Origin of the sequence: Planomonospora parontospora, from assembly GCA_014647935.1 — a bacterium.
GTDB lineage: Bacteria > Actinomycetota > Actinomycetes > Streptosporangiales > Streptosporangiaceae > Planomonospora > Planomonospora parontospora.
This window is the reverse complement of record BMQD01000008.1, coordinates 105,212-123,012: the sequence shown is the minus strand read 5'-3', so window position 1 is coordinate 123,012 and position 17,801 is coordinate 105,212. Positions and strand designations below refer to the sequence as shown.

Sequence of the window (17,801 nt, the reverse complement as noted above, 5' to 3'; positions counted from 1 at the left end):
ACCCGTCCGACCCTAGATCGCGCCTACGACATTTCTCCGAACCGCGGCGGCCGCGAATCCCTTCCCGCGGCCCGCGGGACGCCGCCGTCCGGAGGACGCCGCACCCGAGTCCGCGCCCGGGTCCGCGCCGGGGATCCTCGGACCCGGGGTTCGCGCCCGGGGATCCGCGTCCGGGGATCCGCGTCCGAGGCTCGTGCGCCCGGGTCCGCGCCGGGAAGGGCTCGCGTGCGGCCGTCACATAACCCGTGCGGGCGGTATGTCGGTGGGGGACATGTGAGGGATCCGGGTGATTGCCTAGATTCACTGACATGACTGACCTGACGGGGCGGCGGGCCGTGGTGACCGGAGCGGGCAGCGGGATCGGGCGCGCCTGCGCGCTGCGGCTCGCCGCCGCCGGAGCGCACGTGGTGGTGGTCGACGTGGACGCCGAGGCCGCGGAGAAGACCGCCGCGGACGTCTCGGGGACCCCGGTGGCGGCGGACCTGTCGGCGCCGGACTTCACCGGGGCGTTCCCGGACGGCCTCCTGGCGGGCGCGGACGTCGTGGTGAACAACGCCGGGTTCCAGCACGTGGCGCCCATCGAGGAGTTCCCGCCCGAGGTCTTCTCCCGGATCCTCAAGGTCATGGTCGAGGCGCCGTTCCTGCTGGCCCGGGCGGTCCTGCCCGGCATGTACGGGCGGGGGTGGGGCCGGATCGTCAACATCTCCTCGGTCCACGGCCTGCGCGCCTCGCCGTACAAGTCCGCCTACGTCACCGCGAAGCACGCGCTGGAGGGGCTGTCGAAGGTGATCGCCCTGGAGGGCGCCGAGCACGGGGTGACCTCCGTCTGCGTGAGCCCGGGCTACGTGCGCACCCCGCTGGTGGAGCGGCAGATCGCCGCCCAGGCCGAGGCCCACGGCATCGGCGCGGACGAGGTCGTCGAACGCGTCATGCTCGCGCCCGCCGCGGTGAAGCGGCTGGTCGAGCCGGCGGAGGTCGCCGAGCTCGTCGCCTACCTGTGCGGTCCGCACGGATCGTTCATGACGGGGGTCTCCCTGCCGGTGGACGGCGGCTGGACCGCCCGCTGAGCGGCCCCGCGACAATGAACGGTATGAGCACGCGGGTCTTCCTCGAACTCCTGGCCAGGGAGGCCTCCGCGGTCGAGTTCGAGGGGCCCGTGCTGGCGGCCAGGACCGCCGGGGCCGACGCCGCCACGCTCGCCGAGCTGGAGGAGGCCAAGCTCGCGGCGCTGAAGGTCCGGGCGCTGCTGCGGCGCCGGGCCCGGCGCGAGGCGGAGCTGTCGGCGCTGTTCGACACGGCGGGCGACCTGGCCGCGCTGCGCGACCTGGACGCGGTGCTGGAGGCCATCGTGCACCGGGCCCGGCAGCTGCTCGGCACCGACGCCGCCTACATGACGCTGCACGACCCCGACCGGGGCGACACCCGGATGCGGGTGACCGACGGCTCCGTCTCGGCCAAGTTCCGCTCGCTCCGGCTGGCCATGGGCGCCGGGCTGGGCGGGCTGGTGGCGCAGACCGCCACGCCGTACTCCACGGCCGACTACTTCGCCGACGAGCGCTTCCGCCACATGCACGACATCGACGACGCCGTGCAGGAGGAGGGGCTGGTCGCCATCCTCGGCGTCCCGCTCAAGCTCGGCGGGCGGGTCATCGGGGTGCTGTTCGCCGCCAACCGGAGCGTGCGGCCGTTCACCCAGGACGAGGTGGTGCTGCTCGGCTCGCTGGCCGCACACGCCGCGGTGGCCATCGACAACGCCCGGCTGCTGCAGGAGACCCGCAACGCGCTGGAGGAGCTCAGCGAGGCCAACCGGCGCCTCAACGCGCACAGCGAGGCCGTGGAGCGGGCCGCGCTCGCGCACGACCGGATGACCGGGCTGGTGCTGCGCGGCGGGGGCGTGGAGGACGTGGCGGCCGTGGTCACCGAGGTGCTCGGCGGCTCCCTGGCGGTGCTGGACGACGCCGGGCGGCCCATCACCGGCGACCTCGGCGGACCCGGCGAGCACGCCGTCCGGGCCCGCGCGGACCGCACGGCCCCCTCGGGCCATGCGGACCGGATGGACGGCGCGGACCGGGCGGACGGACCCGGCCGGCTCGACGCCGCCGCGATCGCCGAGGCCGCGCAGTCGTCCCGGACGCTGGGCCGTACCGTCCGGCGGGGCGACCTGCTCGTCGCCTCGGTGGACGTCGGCGGCGAGCCGCTGTGCACGCTCGTCCTGCGGACCGGCCGCCAGGTCTCCGACACCGACCACCGCATCCTGGAACGGGCCGCGCTGGTCACCGCCCTGCTGCTGCTCTTCCGCCGTACGGTGGCCGAGGCCGAGGGCCGGGTCCGCGGCGAGCTGCTCGACGACCTGATCTCCCGTCCCGGCCTCGGCGGGCTGGGCGAGCGGGCCCGGCGGGTGGGCGTGGACCTGGACGGCGACCACGTGGTGATCGTGGTCCGGCACGACGGCGGACGCGAGCGGGCGGCCTTCTGGGCCTCCTCCCGGGCCACGCTGGAGCACGGGCTCGCCGCCCAGCGCGGGGACGAGGTGGTGCTGCTGCTGCCCGGAGGCGATCCCGGGCTGCTGGCCAAGCGGGTGGCGGCCGAGCTGAGCGCCTCTCTCGGCCATCCCGCCACGGCCGGCGCCTGCGGCCCCGTGCGCGGCATCGCCGGGGTCGCCGCCGCCCACCGCGAGGCCCGGCGCTGCGCCGACGCGCTGCGGGCGCTGGGCCGGGCCGGAGAGGGCGCCGGCGCGGCCGAGCTGGGCTTCGTCGGCCTGCTGGTCGGGGAGGGACGCGACATCGGGACGTTCCTCGACTCGGCCCTCGGTCCGGTGATCGACTACGACGCCCGCCGGGGCACCTCGCTGGTCGGCACGCTCACCGCCTATTTCGGCACCGGCGGCTCGCTGTCGCGTACGGCGGAGGCCCTGCACATCCACGTCAACACCGTCACCCAGCGCCTGGACCGGATCGGCCGGCTCCTGGGAGCGGGCTGGCAGGAGCCCGAACGCGCTCTGGAGCTCCAGCTCGCCCTCCGGCTCCACCGGCTCAGCCACCCCACCGCCTGAGCCGTCCCGGTGCGTCCCCGGCCGTCCCGCCCGCGTCCGCGCAGCGCCCCGGTACGCCTGTGCCCGTGCGCCGCCCGCCTCGCCCGGCCACGCCGTCCCGCCGGTCGCACGTCCCCGGTCGGGCGCCCCGGCGGGAGCCCACACAGGCCGTCCGCGGGGTATGGTGCCGCGCCCCATAGGAGTGACGCCGGTCACTACGTACGGTGAGCCGACATCCCCCAACGGCGTCTCTCCCTGGTGAGTGAAGATGATGGCAGAGAAAACCCGCACCCCCATCGGCAAGATCGTCGGCGCCAGCCTCATCGGCACCACGATCGAGTGGTACGACTTCTTCCTGTACGGTTCGGCCGCCGCGCTGGTCTTCCCCGCGCTGTTCTTCCCCAAGTCCGATCCGCTCACCGGCACCCTGCTGGCCTTCCTCACCTACGCGGTCGGCTTCGTCGCCCGCCCGCTGGGCGCCCTGGTCTTCGGTCACTACGGCGACCGGCTCGGCCGCAAGAAGCTGCTGGTGCTCAGCCTGCTGCTGATGGGCGGCGCGACCTTCCTGATCGGATGCCTGCCCACCCACGCGGCGATCGGCGCGGCGGCCCCGCTGCTGCTGACCGCGCTCCGGCTCGTCCAGGGCTTCGCGCTCGGCGGCGAGTGGGGCGGCGCGGTGCTCATCGTCTCCGAGCACGGCGACGCCGGGCGGCGCGGCTTCTGGGCCTCCTGGCCGCAGGCCGGGGCCCCCGGCGGCAACCTGCTGGCCACCGCCGTGCTCGCGCTGCTGGCCGCGGTCCAGTCCGACGAGGCCTTCACGAGCTGGGGCTGGCGCGTGCCGTTCCTGCTCTCCGGCGTGCTGGTCCTGGTGGGCCTGTGGATCCGGCTGAGCATCAGCGAGTCGCCGGTCTTCCAGCAGGCCGTCGCCCACGCCGGGCCGAAGAAGACCATGCCCATCGTGGACGTCTTCCGCCACCACTGGCGGGACGTGCTCACCGCCATCGGCGCCCGCTTCGCCGAGAACGTCTCCTACTACGTGATCACCGCGTTCGTCCTGGTCTACGCCACGGAGGCGGTGGAGCTGGAGAAGGGCTTCGTGCTCAACGCGGTGCTGATCGGCTCCGCCGTGCACTTCGTGTCGATCCCGATGTGGGGCGCGCTCTCCGACCGGCTCGGCCGGCGCCCGGTCTACCTGCTCGGCGCGGCCGGGGTCGGCCTGTGGGCGTTCGCCTTCTTCCCGCTGATCGACACCGGGAACTTCGCCGCGATCACCCTCGCCGTCACGGTCGGCCTGATCCTGCACGGCGCGATGTACGGCCCGCAGGCGGCGTTCTTCTCCGAGCTGTTCGCCACCCGGATGCGCTATTCGGGCGTGTCCATCGGCGCCCAGCTCGCCTCGATCGTGGCCGGCGGCCTCGCCCCGCTGATCGCGGTGGCCCTGCTGCAGTCCTACGGCTCGGCGCTGCCGGTCATGCTCTACGTGGCCGGAGCCGCCGTGCTCACCCTGGTCACCGTGTTCGCGGCGAAGGAGACCAGGGGCCGCGACCTGGCCACCCTGGGCGACGCCCCCCGGTCCCCCGGCACCGCCGGAACCGCCGGAACCGCCGCCGAGCCCGCCTCCCGCGGCTGAGCCGGACGAGAGGCCATCCGATGGGACTCCGACCGGGACTCCGTCCCGCACTCCGCCACCTGCTCGCCTCCGGCCTGGCGGTCACCGCCGCGGCCGCCACCGCGCTGACCGCGGCCACCCCGGCGGCCCAGGCGACCCCGGCCGCCCCGGCCGCTTCGACACCTCCGGCAACCCCGGCGACCCTGACCGCCCCGGCCGCGAACGCGTCACCGGACGGGCCCGCGGACGAACCTGGGGGCCTGCCCGCGGACAGGCCCGCGGGCGGGCACTGCGCCCGCCAGGAACGGATCAAGGTTCCCGGGGCCGAGCACCAGGTCGCGACCTGCCTGGACGACCTGACCACGGCGGGCACGACCGCCAGCGGGCACACCGACCCCGCGGACTGGGCCGGGCTCCACCCGGCCGGGGCCGTCAACCCGACCGGCGTGCCCGGCATCCAGATCGACGGCTACTTCCCCGACACCTCCACCACCAACACCAACCACGGCTGGAACCACGACGCGCAGTTCGTGCTCCGCCTCCCGGACGCCTGGAACGGCGGGCTGGTCGTCGCGGGCACCCCGGGCAACCGCGAGCAGTACGCCAACGACTTCACCGTCTCGGACTGGGCGCTGGCCCGGGGCTACGCCTACGCGGCGACCGACAAGGGCAACACCGGTCTCGCCTTCTTCAGGGACGGGCGCGAGCCGGGGGACGCGATCGCCGAGTGGAACGAGCGCGTCACGCAGCTCACCGTCGCGGCCAGGTCCGCCGTCCGGAAGCGGTACGGCACGGCCCCGCGCCGCACCTACGCCGCGGGCGTCTCCAACGGCGGCTACCTGGTCCGCTGGCAGCTGGAGAACCGGCCGTGGCTGTACGACGGCGGGATCGACTGGGAGGGCACGCTCTGGCGGGTCAGGGGCGACAACCTGCTGACCTTCCTCCCGCCGGCGCTCCGGGCCTACCCGCAGGGGGACGCCGAGGCGATGTACGCCGCCGGGTTCGCGCGCGGCTCGGAGTTCCTCTGGCCCTACCACCACCAGGTCTACTGGGACCTCACCCAGCGGATCTACCGGGAGGAGATCGATCCGGGCTATGACGGCGCCGCCGAGGCGGGCACGCCGTACTGTGCCCCGGGGGCCCCGGGGGCCCCGGGGGCCCCGGCCTGCGACGCGGACTACGACTACGCCGCGCGCAGGCCGTACGAGGCGGTCAGGAAGATCGCGCTGACCGGCAGGATCGGCAAGCCGCTGATCACGCTGCACGGCACGCTGGACACCCTGCTGCCGATCTCCCGCTCCGGGGACGTCTACGCGGGCATGGTCGGCGCGCGCCGGCCCTTCCGCTACTACCGGATCGAGGGCGGCAACCACGTCGACGGCCTGTACGCGGCCTACCCCGACCGGATCCGCCCGATCCTGCCGTGTTTCCGGAGCGCCTTCGAGGCCCTGGAAGGGTGGGTGGAGCGGCGGCAGAGCCCGCCGCCGAGCGCCACCCTGCCCCGTCCGGCGGGCGGCGACCTCGCGAACGGCTGTCAGCTGGGCAGGTAGCGCCGCTGCAGGGTCCGGGTGAACCGCATCATGTTGCGGGCCCCCGGGATGCGCGTCGCGATGCGCCGGAGCAGCGGGTAGCGCCGTTCGGGGAGACGGGCCGCGGCGGCGGGGTGGACCTCCACCCCGCCGAAGCGGTTCATCCGCACCCGGAAGCGGAGCCCGACCTCCTGCCCCTCCATCCGCAGGAACGGCGTCCAGCGGCCGGGGACCAGCAGGTCGCGCTGGGGCAGCCGCCGGGTCGGGACCCTGGCGACCAGGCTCCCGCCGATCATGCCGGGCTCGCCCGGCTCGACCAGGGCCGGCACGGAGACCTCCCGCCGCCCGCCGGCCCGGCGCAGCACCAGCTCGCCGGGGGGCCCGCCCCCCTCCGGCAGGTACGGCACGGGCACCACGAAGAAGACGTGGTCACGGCGGCGCACGCTCGTGGTGTCCTGCGAGACGAGGGCGATCGCGTCGGACAGCAGCCGGGGCTCCACGCAGACGCCGGGCAGCCCCTCGTCGCACCACCAGGGGACGACCGGCCGTCCGGGATAGTCGGCCAGCGCCCCGGAGTGCTCGAACGGCTCCCCGGTCACCCGGGCGCGGGCCCGGTGCGGCCCGCCGTGCATGCGGACGTGGATCTCCCAGAACCCGGACGGCAGCGGCTGGCCGAGGAACGTGGAGGTGACGTCGAACGAGGCCGTCCCGGTGACCTGCACCCTCATCCGGTCGCGGTGCGGCAGGAGGGCCACCGCCGACGTCACCGGGATCATGTGGACCATCCCGGTGTCGCGGTGCCGGAGGTAGGCGTCGAACCCGGCGGCGGCCACCGCCTCGGTGACGTCGGTCACCCGTTCCGCGGAGCCGAGCCCCTCCAGCGGGATCGGGGGCTTCCAGAGCAGGCGGTCGCCGTGCGGCACGAAGCAGGTGGGAGTGTCGCCGGTCCACATCAGCTCCATCGTGATGCCCAGCTCCAGTACACCGCCGTTCCAGGCGAGCTCCTTCAGGTCGGCCTTCAGGTGGGTCTCGCGGGTGGCCTGCGAGAGCATGACGAGCTGGTCGGGCCGCCCGGCGCGCAGCAGCGCCGCGCGCATGCGCAGGTGGACCGGGAGACGGTCGTCGAGCCGCTCGGGGAAGCGCGTCAGGACCAGTTCCCGCAGGGCGGTGAAGACGGCGGACCGCTCCCGCGAGGACAGGCTGAAGACGTCCCCGCCGAGCTGCGGCAGGATCGCGGTGCGGAACCAGTGCGCGTACATGCGGTCGCGCCTGCGCCCGTCGGGCACGGCCTCGTCGACGGCGTCGAGCAGCGCGCGCAGCTCCGCCGCCTGGACGGCCGGGGGGACCGGCGGCTCCGGCCGCTCCCCCAGGTGGCAGCAGACCTCGCCGGCCATGACGGTGATGTTCTCCGCCCGCAGGTAGGCCCGGACGGCGAAGGCCTGCTCCGACAGGGTCCCGCCGGGCTCGGGGAAGGTGAGCCGCTCGGTCGCGAGGAACGCCCTGCGGTAGAGCTTGTGCGGGGTGAGCAGGGAGAGCAGCCCGTCGGTGAGGATGTCGGCGTGCTCCCGGTCGGCGTCGAACGCCCGGGGCGGCGGGCCGTCGCCCCCTTCCAGCCGCCCGACGAGGATGTCGGCGTCGGTCGCCATCGCGCGCTCGTACATCCGCTCCAGGGCCGTGCGCTCCAGGCGGTCCGTCTGACCCATCAGGTAGACGTACTCGCCCTTGGCGACCTCCAGGGCGGCGTTGCGGCCCCGCATCGGCGAGCCGGTGGGCGGCAGGTGGAGCACGCGGACGTTCGGCCAGGCTCCGGCGACCATGGCCAGGCGCTGCCGTGTCCCGTCGTCCGATCCGTCGTCGGCGAAGATGACCTCGAACTCCTCCGGGGACATCGACTGCTCGACCGCCGAGTGGATACACGCGTTGGCGGTATCACCGGGGTTGCGGACCGGCACCACCACGCTGACCTTCACACCCATGCGGCCAGGATGCGGTGCTTACCGTCCCTGGCCGGTCAGACGTGCCGCTTTCTGGCGTTTCAGTACCGGCCCTTGGCCCGGGAGTGGTCCCGCGCGTCAGTACCAGCCCTTGGCCTGGGAGTGGCCCCACGCTCCGCAGGGACTGCCGTACCGGCCCTTGATGTAGGTCAGCCCCCACTCGATCTGGGTGGCGGGGTTGGTCTGCCAGTCGGCGCCGGCGCTGGCCATCTTGTGGCCGGGCAGCGACTGGGGGATGCCGTAGGCGCCGCTGGAGCGGTTCATCGCCCGCTCGTTCCAGCCGCTCTCCTTCATCCACAGCTTCTCCAGGCAGCCCCACTGGTCGCCCCAGCCGCGGGCCTCCAGCATCTGCTTGCCCAGGGCCTTGTTGCCGGTCGGGTTCGCGGTGCCCGCCGGGAGCTGCTTGGGGTCGAACCCGCCGCCGCCCGGCGCCTCTTTGACGATCTTGATGTGGTCGAGCGGCTCCCGGCCCTCGCGCTTGCGCCGGAGCGCGTCCTCCTTGAGCGCCTGGGCCGCCTGGGCCTTCAGGGCGTCGGCCGCGGGGTCGGGCCCGAACGGGTCGCCGCCGAGCGCCCTGGCCAGTTCGTCCAGGGCGAGCGGCTCCTGTGCGGGGGCGGAGGCGTTCTGGATCGCGGTGTGCGCGGTGTAGGCGCCGCCTCCGACGAGGACCACGGTCACCGCGGCGATGACGGCGATGCGCTTGGGCGTCAGGCCGCCGCGCTTCCCGTCGGGCACCGGCCCTCCCCGCCTCCCGCTCCTGGGCGGCTCACCGCCCGTGGACGTGCCGCCGGCCGGCGCGGCGCCGGCGGGCGCGCTCCTGGCGGGTCTCCCGGACGCGCGGCGGGAGCGGCGGGCCTGGCGCCCCGTGTCCTGCGGGCGCTCTCCCTCGGGTTGCGACGATCCTGGACTCACGACCTATGAGCTTGCCTTGACCAGGGGGGTGGTCCGCAACCGGAACGGAAGATCCGGATGGTTTTCCCTGGAGAGTCCCATGACCTTTTCATTACCGATTGCCTGATTACCGGGGACTTTCCCGATATCAATGCCAGAAATGTGACTTTGGTCACATAGGTGGCAACCTGCCCCAGCACCCTCCACGGCCCCGCGAACCCGGCGCTCCCCGCCCGCTCCGGCCTCGCCCCGGCCCTCCCCATCCCCTTGCCGACCACGTCACATTTTCATGACAAGTAGGGGCTTATGGGGTGTTGGAAGAATAATGACCGGGTGGCCGGCATACTCCTCGTCGAAGACGACCCCTCCGTCCGGACCGGTCTCGAACTGGCCCTGGCCCGTCAGGGGCACTCCGTGACCTCCTACGCCACCGGCGAGGAGGCGCTCGACCACATCCGGTCGCGCCGCCCGGAGATCGCCGTCCTGGACGTCATGCTGCCCGGGATCGACGGCGTCGAGGTGTGCCGCCGGATCCGCAGGATGGACCAGCTGCCGGTGATCCTCCTCACCGCCCGGGGCGACGACCTCGACGTGGTGGTGGGCCTGGAGGCGGGAGCCGACGACTACGTGGTCAAGCCCGTGGAGCCGCGGGTGCTGGACGCCCGGATCCGGGCGGTCCTGCGCCGGGCCGAGTCCGTCTCCTCCGACCGCGTCACCTTCGGCGACCTGGTCATCGACAAGGGTGCGCTGAAGGTCTCACTCGCCGGTCACGAGATCCACCTGACCCCCACCGAACTGCGCCTGCTGCTGGAGCTGGTCCGCCACCCCGGCCAGGTGCTCAACCGCAGATATCTGCTCCGGGCCGTGTGGGACCACACCCACGCCGCGGACTCCCGGCTGGTGGACGCCTGCGTGCAGCGGATCCGCGCCAAGATCGAGCCCGTGCCCGCCGAGCCCGTGTTCATCCACACCGTGCGGGGCTTCGGCTACCGGTTCAGCCCGCCGTGAAGCGGGTCTACACCGGGCTGCGCGGGCGGCTGGTCATCGCCTTCACCGTGATCGCCGTCACGGCGTCCGCGCTGGTCGCGGGCATCGGTTACGAGCTCGTCAAGAACCGGGTCATCGAACGCGCCGAGGAGGTGGCCGTGGCCGACGTGCGCGAGACCCTCCAGGGCACCCGGGTGCCGATCGGCGCGCTCTGGCCTGGGGACGGCCCCCCGACCGACCTGGAGATCTCCGCCCTGCAGATGAGCCTGCGGGCGCAGAGCCGGGCCGTGGTGGTCCTCTACGAGGACTACCTGTACCCCGACGGGGACTTCGGCCTCGCCGACGTCCCCGCCGACCTGCGCGCCCGGGCCGCCGGCCGCATGGTGACCAAGAGGCAGGAGATGCGGGGCGGCATGTGGCTGGTGATCGGCACCCCCGTGTGGCGGGTGGAGCCCATCCACATCGCCCAGCCCACCGGCATGAGCGTCTTCGTGTTCGTCCCCCTGGTCCAGGAGGAGCAGCTCCTGGGCGGCATGCGCCGACCGCTCGCCACGGCGGGCGCCATCATGCTCGCCATCGCGCTCGCCGTGGCCCTGTTCTCGGCCCAGCGCGTGCTGCTCCCGGTCCGGCGGCTCGGCTCGGCCGCCCGCGCGCTCGGCGCCGGGCACCTGGACACCCGGCTCCCCGTACGCGGCCAGGACGAGCTCGCCGAGCTCACCGCGACGTTCAACGACACCGCCGCCGCGCTGGAGCGGAGCGTGTCCGAACTGCGGGCGCTGGAGGCGATGTCCCGCCGGTTCGTGGCCGACGTCTCCCACGAGCTGCGGACCCCGCTGACCGCGATGACCGCGGTGACGGACATGCTCTCCGAGGAGGCCGAGCGGCTGCCCCGCGAACCCGCCACGGCCGTACGGCTGGTGCTGCGCGAGATCGAACGGCTGCGCACCCTCGTGGAGCAGCTCATCGAGGCGAGCCGGTTCGACTCGGGCACGGCCGTCCTCAACCTGGAGACCGTGAGCGTCGCCGACGCGGTCCACGACTGCCTGGAGATCCGGGGCTGGTCGGAGCAGGTGGAGGTGGAGGTCCCGGCGGGGCTCGCCTTCTCCGTCGACCCCCCGCGCTTCGACGTGATCCTCGCCAACCTGGTCGGCAACGCCCTGCGCCACGGTGAGCCCCCGGTCGTGGTCACCGCCCGCACCACCGCCCACGGCCTGGAGGTGAAGGTGCGCGACCACGGCGGAGGGATCCCCCCGACGGACCTGCCGCACGTGTTCAACCGCTTCTACAAGGCCGGCCGGAGAGGCGACGGCAGCGGGCTCGGGCTCTCCATCGCCCGCTCCAACGCCCAGTTGCACGGCGGTACGATCTCGGTGCGCCCGCAGCGGCCGGGCACGCTCTTCACGGTCTGGCTGCCCTCCGCGCAGACCTCCGCACGCACCTCCGCGCAGGCTCCCGCATGAACCTCCCACACCTCCGCGCAGGCTCCCGCACGAACCTCCGCACGCGCACCCGTACGGACCTCCACGCGGCCTCCCCCGCAGGCCCGAGCACGCGCACCCGTACGGCCTCCTCCACCCGCACGGGGCGGATCACGGCGCCGGCCGCCGCCGTGCTGGCCGTACTGGCCCTGCCGGCCGTACTGGCGGGGTGCGGCATCTCCCCCACCGGCGTGCGGGACAGCGGCCGCCCGCCGGTGATCAGCTACAGCCCGACCTGGGTGACGGTCTACATGGTCGACGACGGGACGCTGCAGCCCGTCCGGGTCCCGGTGGCCTCGGACTCGACCGAGAACGTCGTCAAGAGCCTCTTCCGCGCCGGGCAGCAGCCGCCGCGGCCGGGGCTGACCAGCGAGCTGACCGGGTTCGACTACTACGACATCAAGACCACCCGGTACACCGGCCCCTCCCAGCGGAGCGAACCCACCGACGACCTCGGCTACCGGCTGAACGTGATCGTCACCGGCGAGGGCAGGGTCACCCGGCTGGGACTCGCCCAGATCACCTGCACCGTCCGGCAGAACAAGCAGGCGAGCATCTGGAGCGTCGAGATCACCAGGCTGTTCCCCGGCACGCCGGAGTCGCTGGGCGAGCACAGCTGCTCCGAGTACAAGGACCTGGCGGGCCGGGGGGTGCGCCTGCCCCCGTGAGCCGGGCGGCACCCGGCCGGGGCGCGGCCCGCCGCCCCCTTGCGGGAAGGGGGCGGCGGGACCGGCCTACACCGTGAAGTCCTCCAGCATCTCGGTGACCAGCGCGGCGATCGGCGAGCGCTCCGAGCGGGTCAGCGTGACGTGCGCGAACAGCGGATGGCCCTTGAGCTTCTCCACCACCGCGACCACGCCGTCGTGCCGGCCCACCCGCAGGTTGTCCCGCTGGGCGACGTCGTGGGTGAGCACGACCCGGGAGTTGGCGCCGATCCGGCTCAGCACCGTCAGCAGCACCCCGCGCTCCAGCGACTGGGCCTCGTCGACGATCACGAAGGCGTCGTGCAGCGAGCGGCCGCGGATGTGGGTGAGCGGGAGCACCTCCAGCATCCCCCGGTCGATGACCTCCTCGATCACTTCGGGCGTGGTGACCGCGCCCAGGGTGTCGTAGACGGCCTGCGCCCACGGGCCCATCTTCTCGTTCTCGGAGCCGGGCAGGTAGCCCAGATCCTGGCCGCCCACGGCGTACAGCGGGCGGAAGACGATGACCTTGCGGTGCTGGCGGCGCTCCAGGACCGCCTCCAGGCCCGCGCAGAGCGCGAGGGCGGACTTGCCGGTGCCGGCCCGGCCGCCCATCGAGACGATGCCGACCTCGGGGTCCATGAGCAGGTCCAGGGCGATGCGCTGCTCGGCGGAGCGACCGTGCACGCCGAACACCTCGCGGTCGCCGCGGACCAGGCGGACGGACTTGTCCGGCAGCACCCGGCCCAGCGCCGAGCCCCGGCTGGACAGCAGCCGAAGGCCGGTGTGCGTGGGCAGCTCGCGGGCCTCGGCCAGGTCCGCGACGCGGTGCTCGAAGAGCGTCTCGATGTCCTCCTCGGTCACCTGCAGCTCGGCCATGCCGGTCCAGCCGGACTCCACGACGAGCTCGGCGCGGTATTCCTCCGCGGCCAGCCCGACGGAGGCGGCCTTGATCCGCATCGGGAGGTCCTTGGAGACCAGCACCACGTCGAGGCCCTCGGAGGCCAGGGAGCGTGCGACGGTCAGGATGCGGGTGTCGTTGTCGCCGAGGCGGAACCCGGCGGGCAGGATGGACGGGTCGCTGTGGTTGAGCTCGACCCGGATGGTGCCCTCGCCGATCGGCATGGGCTCGTCCAGACGTCCGTGGGTCACCCTCAGGTCGTCGAGGTACCTCAGCGCCTTGCGCGCGAAGTAGCCGAGTTCGGGATGATGGCGCTTGGCCTCCAACTCGGTGATGACGACGATCGGGAGGACGACCTCGTGCTCGGCGAAGCGGCTTATCGCAGCCGGGTCCGCCAGGAGGACCGAGGTGTCCAGGACGTACGTCTTCCGGTTGCCGGCCGGAGACGTGGATGCGGACGAAGGGTGTGCCACGCGTTCTCCCCCGGGCGCCCTGGGGGGCGCCCTGCCATGAGCTGGGATGCGGACCGGACCCGGGACCGCGCTCGCGGCATACCGAGCGGGCGCCGGCGACCGGCCCCCCTCAGCAGGTCGTGACGCAAAGGCGGGCCCTCTCCGGAGTAGGCGGGCTTCGCCCGCCTACTTCTTACGGTACGTCCTGAATACCCACCGTCCAATGGGCCATGCGTGACCGAAAGGGGGTGTTCACGTTGCGTTTCAGGTGCCGTACCTGCGATGCCGCGCGGCGTAGGAGCGGAGCGCCCGGAGGAAGTCGACCCTGCGGAAGTCGGGCCAGTAGGCCTCGCAGAAGTAGAACTCGGAGTGGGCGCTCTGCCAGAGCAGGAATCCGGAGAGCCGCTGCTCTCCCGAGGTCCGGATGACCAGGTCCGGGTCGGGCTGGCCGCGCGTGTAGAGATGCTCCGCGATGTGCTCCACATCGAGGACCTCGACCAGGTCCTCGATGGTCGCCCCCTTGCTGGCGTGCTCCAGCAGGAGGGAGCGCACCGCATCAGCGATCTCACGCCTTCCTCCATACCCAACCGCAACGTTCACAATCAAACCTGGACGGTGCGATGTTGCTTCTTTTGCATTTTTCAGGACATGTGCCGTGTGATCGGGCAGGAGGTCAAGGGCTCCCATCGGCTTGATGTGCCAGCCGTCCGCCACGAGCTCCTGGACCACGTCCTCGATGATCTTCATGAGGGGTTCCAGCTCGTCCTTGGAGCGGTTGATGTTGTCGCTGGACAGCAGCCACACGGTGACGACCTCGACCCCGGCCTCCCGGCACCAGCAGAGCAGCTCGGAGATCTTGTCCGCGCCCTTGCGGTGCCCCCGGCTGACGTCGTCGATGCCCATCGACCGCGCCCAGCGCCGGTTGCCGTCCACGATCACACCGACGTGGCGGGGCACCATGTCCCTGTCGCGGGACAGCTTCGCCTCCAGCCGCCGTTCGTACAGCCGGTAGACGAGATCGCGCACGCCCATGTGGATTCCCTCCCGCGAGCGCCCATCGCCTGCGGACGCCGACAGGCAATTATCGCCGCCCGCGGGACCTCTCCGCCCCTCCGCTCAGGCGCGTGCGGCGTCCCCGGGCACCTGCGCCCGCAGCCGCTCCTCGGCCTCCTCGACGAGTTCCCGTACGAAGACTCCCAGTTCGGCGGAGGTCAGCACGGCGCGCAGCCCCACCCCGCCGCTCCCCCAGGCCTCCAGGAACGCCCTCCTGGTCAGCCGCCACTCGCCCGGGGCGCCCCGTCCGGCGCCCTCGCCCCCGGGCACCCAGACCGGGATCGTGCGCAGCCGGCAGCGGAGCTCGCCCCCGCCGACCAGGCCCGTCCGGGTCCGGTAACGAAAGGCGAACAGTTCCTCTTCCCGCTCGCCGCCCTCCTCGCCGCCGGAGCGGCCCGGCAGCCCGGGGAAGCGGTCGTCGGGGTCCGGCCATCCCGCCGCCCGGTCGGCGCGCGCTTCGGCCACCCCCCGCGCCAGCCGGGCGAGGAACCAGCCGCACCGCTCGCCCACCGTCCCGTACGGCATGCCGTCGCGGCGGAGTTCGAGCGTGACCTCGTACGGCTCACCGACGCTGTCCCGGCACACCACGGGCGTGACGGTCAGGCACGATCCATCGACGCAGCGAAGTTCCCCCACGTCAGGGAGCGTATCCCGCCTCGTCCCGGCAAAACGTCCCGTTCACCGTGCGTCGTCCTCCCAGGGGTCCCGCTCCCCGCCCAGCCACCGGGTCAGGCGGGCCCACCGTCCGGCCGGCCGCGGCGGTCCGGTGCCGCTTCCGCTCCCCGGTCCGCTCCCGGCCTCCGGTCCGTCGTTCCCGGGCCCCGATCCGGTCCCGCTCCCTGCCCGGTCCCCGCTTCCGGCACCGGCCGGGATCCGCCCGGTCCGGACGAGGTGCCCGGCGAAGTCCGCGGCGTCGGCGCGGGAGCCGCCCGGTGGCCTGGGACGGCCGGAGGCGTAGGCGGCGAACTCGGCCCGGAAGTCCTCGCCGAGAGTCTGCACCAGGTCCGGGCGGAGCCGGGCCACCACGCTCCGCCGCTTGGCGACCAGGCTCGCCGTCTGGATCCGCAGCCGCTCCCCGTCGAACCCCGGGGGCGCCTGCGCCCCCGCCACCAGGGCGGCCAGCAGCCCGGCCTGCGCCCTGGCCAGCTCCTCCCGCCCGGCCTGCCCGGCCGGCTCCTCCCTCACGCCCTGCGCCCCGGCCGGCTCCTCCCGCCCGGGCCGCCCGCCGGGACCGGGGCCTCCGCGGACGTCCGGCCGCGTCCCGGCGGGCTCCTCCGGGGGAACGGCCTCAGCCACGGGCCATCGCCTCGCGGATCCGGCCGAGCTCGGCCTCCAGCGCGGCGTCGCTCGGGTAGTCGGCGTCCCACTCCAGCAGCACCCCGGGCGGGTCCACCCGGGCGCAGAGCTCCGACAGGACGGCCAGGATCTCGTCGGAGACGTGCGCGGTGTGGGTGTCGTGCCAGACGCCGCCGTGCTCGTGGCCTCCGGCCACGTGGACGTAGGCGAGTTCGGACAGCGGCAGCGCGTCCAGCGCCCCGACGGCCGGCAGGCCCAGGTTGACCTGGTTGGTGTAGAGGTTGGCCACATCGACGAGGAGCCCGACCCCGGTCGCGGCGACCAGTTCGCCGAGGAACTCCGCCTCCGTCATCTCGTCCTCCGGCCAGCCGAAGATCGCCGCCACGTTCTCCAGCGCCAGCGGGACGGGCAGGGCGTCCTGCGCCCGCCGTACGTTCTCCGTCACGACCGCGAGCGCCCGCCGGGTGCGCGGGACCGGGAGCAGGTGACCCGCCTCCAGCCCGCCCGCGCGCACGAAGGCCAGGTGCTCGCTGACCAGCGGCGCGCCCAGCGCCTCCGCGCAGGCCGCCAGGTGCGCCAGCCGGGCGGGGTCCGGCGGCTCCGCCCCGCCCACGCCCAGCCCGACCCCGTGCGGGATCACCGGCACACCGCGGGAGCGCAGCACCCGCAGCGACTCCGGGAGGCGGCCGGGGCGGATGTTCTCCGCGATGACCTCGACGAAGTCGACGCCGGGCAGGCGTTCCACGGTCAGGTCGATCTCCGGCCGCCAGCCGATGCCGACGCCGAGCCGCTCACCCACCACCGCCACCTCCCCGCTCACCTGCCGCCGCAGCCGTCGGAACCCCGCTCGCCGCCCTCCTCGCCGCAGCCGTCGGAACCCCGCTCATCCGCCGCCGCAGCCACCGCCACCGCAGCCCCCACCGCCGCCGCAGCTGGAGCCGCCGCCCGAGTCGCCGCCGGAACCCCCCGAACCGAAGTCGCCGCCGCCGTAGCCGCCGGAGCCGAAGTCCCCACCACCGTAGGTGGCGTCACCCGAACCGCCCGAACCGCCGCCGCACGCGCCACCCACGTACGCGCCACCGCCGTCGGAGTGCTTCAGCTCCTCCTCCAGCGCGGGGTCGCCGGCCTCGCTCAGGCCGTACAGCGCGACCGGGGCGCCGACCGCGAAGGCCAGGTCGCCGCTCGTGCCGTGGTGGGACCCTCGGACGTGCACCCGGCGGGCGGAGTCGAGCACGTCGCGCCCGGCCCGGGTGAGCACGTTGCGCAGCGCCTTGCGCTGCGTGCCGTAGGTGATCAGGCCGATCAGCGCCGCCGCGAAGCCGATCAGCACCGCGCCGATGCCCAGGCCGGGTTCCGCGACGTCCACGACGGCGAGCAGCACGACGGCGTCGACGGTGAAGAACGCCGCGAGCAGCGCGGCGACCAAGAGCCGCCGCAGCGACCTGCCCGCCCCGTCCAGCGCGCCGCCGGGCACCAGCAGGCCCATGCGCTCCAGGTCGACGCGCAGGACCGCCATGGCCTGCGCCTCGGCCACCGTACGGCGCAGCTCCCCGGCCGGGCAGGTGCCGGAGCGGGCGGCGAGGGCCGACAGGACGGCCTGCTCGATGCCGTCCGGGGACGGCGGGGCCCCGGCCACGAGGCCGATCTGCCCGCCCCGCGCGACCCGGATGCCGCCGCCCCTGGCCAGCATGGCGAGCGCGGTGTTGACCGTACGGCGCGGCCCGCCGGCCAGGTAGGCCAGGTGGTAGGGGGTGATCGGCCGCCCCTTGTGGTGTGCGGCGGCCTCGCGGACCTCGCGCTGCTGCCCGCTCAGGACCGTCGACACGATGACCACGGCCCCGAGCAGGACGACCGCGATGACGAACAGTACGACTTCCACGTCCGCCTCCTGGGGGAA

15 protein-coding genes are annotated in these 17,801 nt (G+C 73.9%); 7 read left to right on the top strand and 8 right to left on the bottom strand.

Annotated features, from left to right (window positions below):
- Positions 1-308: 308 nt before the first annotated feature.
- From IEZ07_RS14650 to IEZ07_RS14635, 4 genes are all read left to right on the top strand, one after another.
- The gene (locus tag IEZ07_RS14650; RefSeq protein WP_191895265.1) at positions 309-1,067 is read left to right on the top strand and encodes a 3-hydroxybutyrate dehydrogenase; all 759 of its coding nucleotides are present in this window, start codon (positions 309-311) and stop codon (positions 1,065-1,067) included.
- Between the two features lie 23 nt (positions 1,068-1,090).
- A complete protein-coding gene (locus IEZ07_RS14645; protein ID WP_239320004.1) occupies positions 1,091-3,052 on the top strand; it encodes a helix-turn-helix domain-containing protein in 1,962 nt (653 codons plus the stop codon).
- 250 nt (positions 3,053-3,302) lie between these two features.
- On the top strand, positions 3,303-4,661 hold the full coding sequence (locus IEZ07_RS14640; RefSeq protein WP_191895362.1) for an MFS transporter: 1,359 nt from the start codon (positions 3,303-3,305) through the stop codon (positions 4,659-4,661).
- A gap of 20 nt (positions 4,662-4,681) precedes the next feature.
- Positions 4,682-6,190, top strand: coding sequence for a tannase/feruloyl esterase family alpha/beta hydrolase (locus IEZ07_RS14635; RefSeq protein WP_239320006.1), 1,509 nt, complete (start codon positions 4,682-4,684; stop codon positions 6,188-6,190).
- On the opposite strand, the gene IEZ07_RS14630 is transcribed toward IEZ07_RS14635, so the two are convergent.
- A complete protein-coding gene (locus tag IEZ07_RS14630) occupies positions 6,175-8,145 on the bottom strand; it encodes a glycosyltransferase family 2 protein (RefSeq protein WP_191895263.1) in 1,971 nt (656 codons plus the stop codon). The two genes, IEZ07_RS14635 and IEZ07_RS14630, sit on opposite strands and share 16 nt — an antisense overlap.
- A gap of 96 nt (positions 8,146-8,241) precedes the next feature.
- The gene (locus tag IEZ07_RS35660; RefSeq protein ID WP_239320009.1) at positions 8,242-8,898 is read right to left on the bottom strand and encodes an aggregation-promoting factor C-terminal-like domain-containing protein; all 657 of its coding nucleotides are present in this window, start codon (positions 8,896-8,898) and stop codon (positions 8,242-8,244) included.
- A 489-nt stretch (positions 8,899-9,387) separates the two neighbouring features.
- Between IEZ07_RS35660 and IEZ07_RS14620 the strand changes: the two genes are divergently transcribed.
- The 3 genes from IEZ07_RS14620 to IEZ07_RS14610 are packed head-to-tail and all read left to right on the top strand — an operon-like array spanning position 9,388 to position 12,187.
- Entirely contained in the window at positions 9,388-10,062 is a 675-nt protein-coding gene (locus IEZ07_RS14620) for a response regulator (protein WP_084008798.1), read from the top strand.
- Complete coding sequence (locus IEZ07_RS14615) at positions 10,059-11,501, top strand: ATP-binding protein (protein WP_191895262.1); 1,443 nt, start codon at positions 10,059-10,061, stop codon at positions 11,499-11,501. Before IEZ07_RS14620 ends, IEZ07_RS14615 begins: the two co-directional genes overlap by 4 nt.
- Positions 11,498-12,187 (top strand): hypothetical protein, encoded by a 690-nt coding sequence (locus IEZ07_RS14610; RefSeq protein ID WP_191895261.1) that lies wholly within the window; start codon positions 11,498-11,500, stop codon positions 12,185-12,187. Before IEZ07_RS14615 ends, IEZ07_RS14610 begins: the two co-directional genes overlap by 4 nt.
- A 66-nt stretch (positions 12,188-12,253) precedes the next feature.
- On the opposite strand, the gene phoH2 is transcribed toward IEZ07_RS14610, so the two are convergent.
- The 6 genes from phoH2 to IEZ07_RS14580 all read right to left on the bottom strand — a co-directional run bounded on the left by phoH2 (position 12,254) and on the right by IEZ07_RS14580 (position 17,783).
- Positions 12,254-13,576 (bottom strand): RNA 5'-3' helicase PhoH2, encoded by a 1,323-nt coding sequence (gene phoH2 / locus IEZ07_RS14605; protein WP_191895260.1) that lies wholly within the window; start codon positions 13,574-13,576, stop codon positions 12,254-12,256.
- Between the two features lie 243 nt (positions 13,577-13,819).
- Entirely contained in the window at positions 13,820-14,587 is a 768-nt protein-coding gene (locus IEZ07_RS14600) for an isoprenyl transferase (RefSeq protein ID WP_068901197.1), read from the bottom strand.
- 84 nt (positions 14,588-14,671) lie between these two features.
- The gene (locus IEZ07_RS14595) at positions 14,672-15,244 is read right to left on the bottom strand and encodes a hypothetical protein (RefSeq protein ID WP_191895259.1); all 573 of its coding nucleotides are present in this window, start codon (positions 15,242-15,244) and stop codon (positions 14,672-14,674) included.
- A gap of 42 nt (positions 15,245-15,286) precedes the next feature.
- Positions 15,287-15,904 (bottom strand): SCO6045 C-terminal-like domain-containing protein, encoded by a 618-nt coding sequence (locus IEZ07_RS14590; RefSeq protein WP_191895258.1) that lies wholly within the window; start codon positions 15,902-15,904, stop codon positions 15,287-15,289.
- Positions 15,897-16,703 (bottom strand): MbnB/TglH/ChrH family RiPP precursor modification enzyme, encoded by an 807-nt coding sequence (locus IEZ07_RS14585; RefSeq protein WP_191895257.1) that lies wholly within the window; start codon positions 16,701-16,703, stop codon positions 15,897-15,899. The genes IEZ07_RS14590 and IEZ07_RS14585 overlap by 8 nt, the downstream gene beginning before the upstream one ends.
- An 84-nt stretch (positions 16,704-16,787) precedes the next feature.
- A complete protein-coding gene (locus IEZ07_RS14580; RefSeq protein ID WP_191895256.1) occupies positions 16,788-17,783 on the bottom strand; it encodes a TIGR04222 domain-containing membrane protein in 996 nt (331 codons plus the stop codon).
- Between the last annotated feature and the right edge of the window lie 18 nt (positions 17,784-17,801).

Bases quoted from the DNA above. Each gene is read 5' to 3' on its own strand.
- IEZ07_RS14650 (WP_191895265.1), top strand. From the start codon at position 309: ATGACTGACCTGACGGGGCGGCGGGCCGTGGTGACCGGAGCGGGCAGC.
- IEZ07_RS14645 (WP_239320004.1), top strand. From the start codon at position 1,091: ATGAGCACGCGGGTCTTCCTCGAACTCCTGGCCAGGGAGGCCTCCGCG.
- IEZ07_RS14640 (WP_191895362.1), top strand. From the start codon at position 3,303: ATGGCAGAGAAAACCCGCACCCCCATCGGCAAGATCGTCGGCGCCAGC.
- IEZ07_RS14635 (WP_239320006.1), top strand. From the start codon at position 4,682: ATGGGACTCCGACCGGGACTCCGTCCCGCACTCCGCCACCTGCTCGCC.
- IEZ07_RS14630 (WP_191895263.1), bottom strand. From the start codon at position 8,145: ATGGGTGTGAAGGTCAGCGTGGTGGTGCCGGTCCGCAACCCCGGTGAT.
- IEZ07_RS14610 (WP_191895261.1), top strand. From the start codon at position 11,498: ATGAACCTCCCACACCTCCGCGCAGGCTCCCGCACGAACCTCCGCACG.
- IEZ07_RS14600 (WP_068901197.1), bottom strand. From the start codon at position 14,587: ATGGGCGTGCGCGATCTCGTCTACCGGCTGTACGAACGGCGGCTGGAG.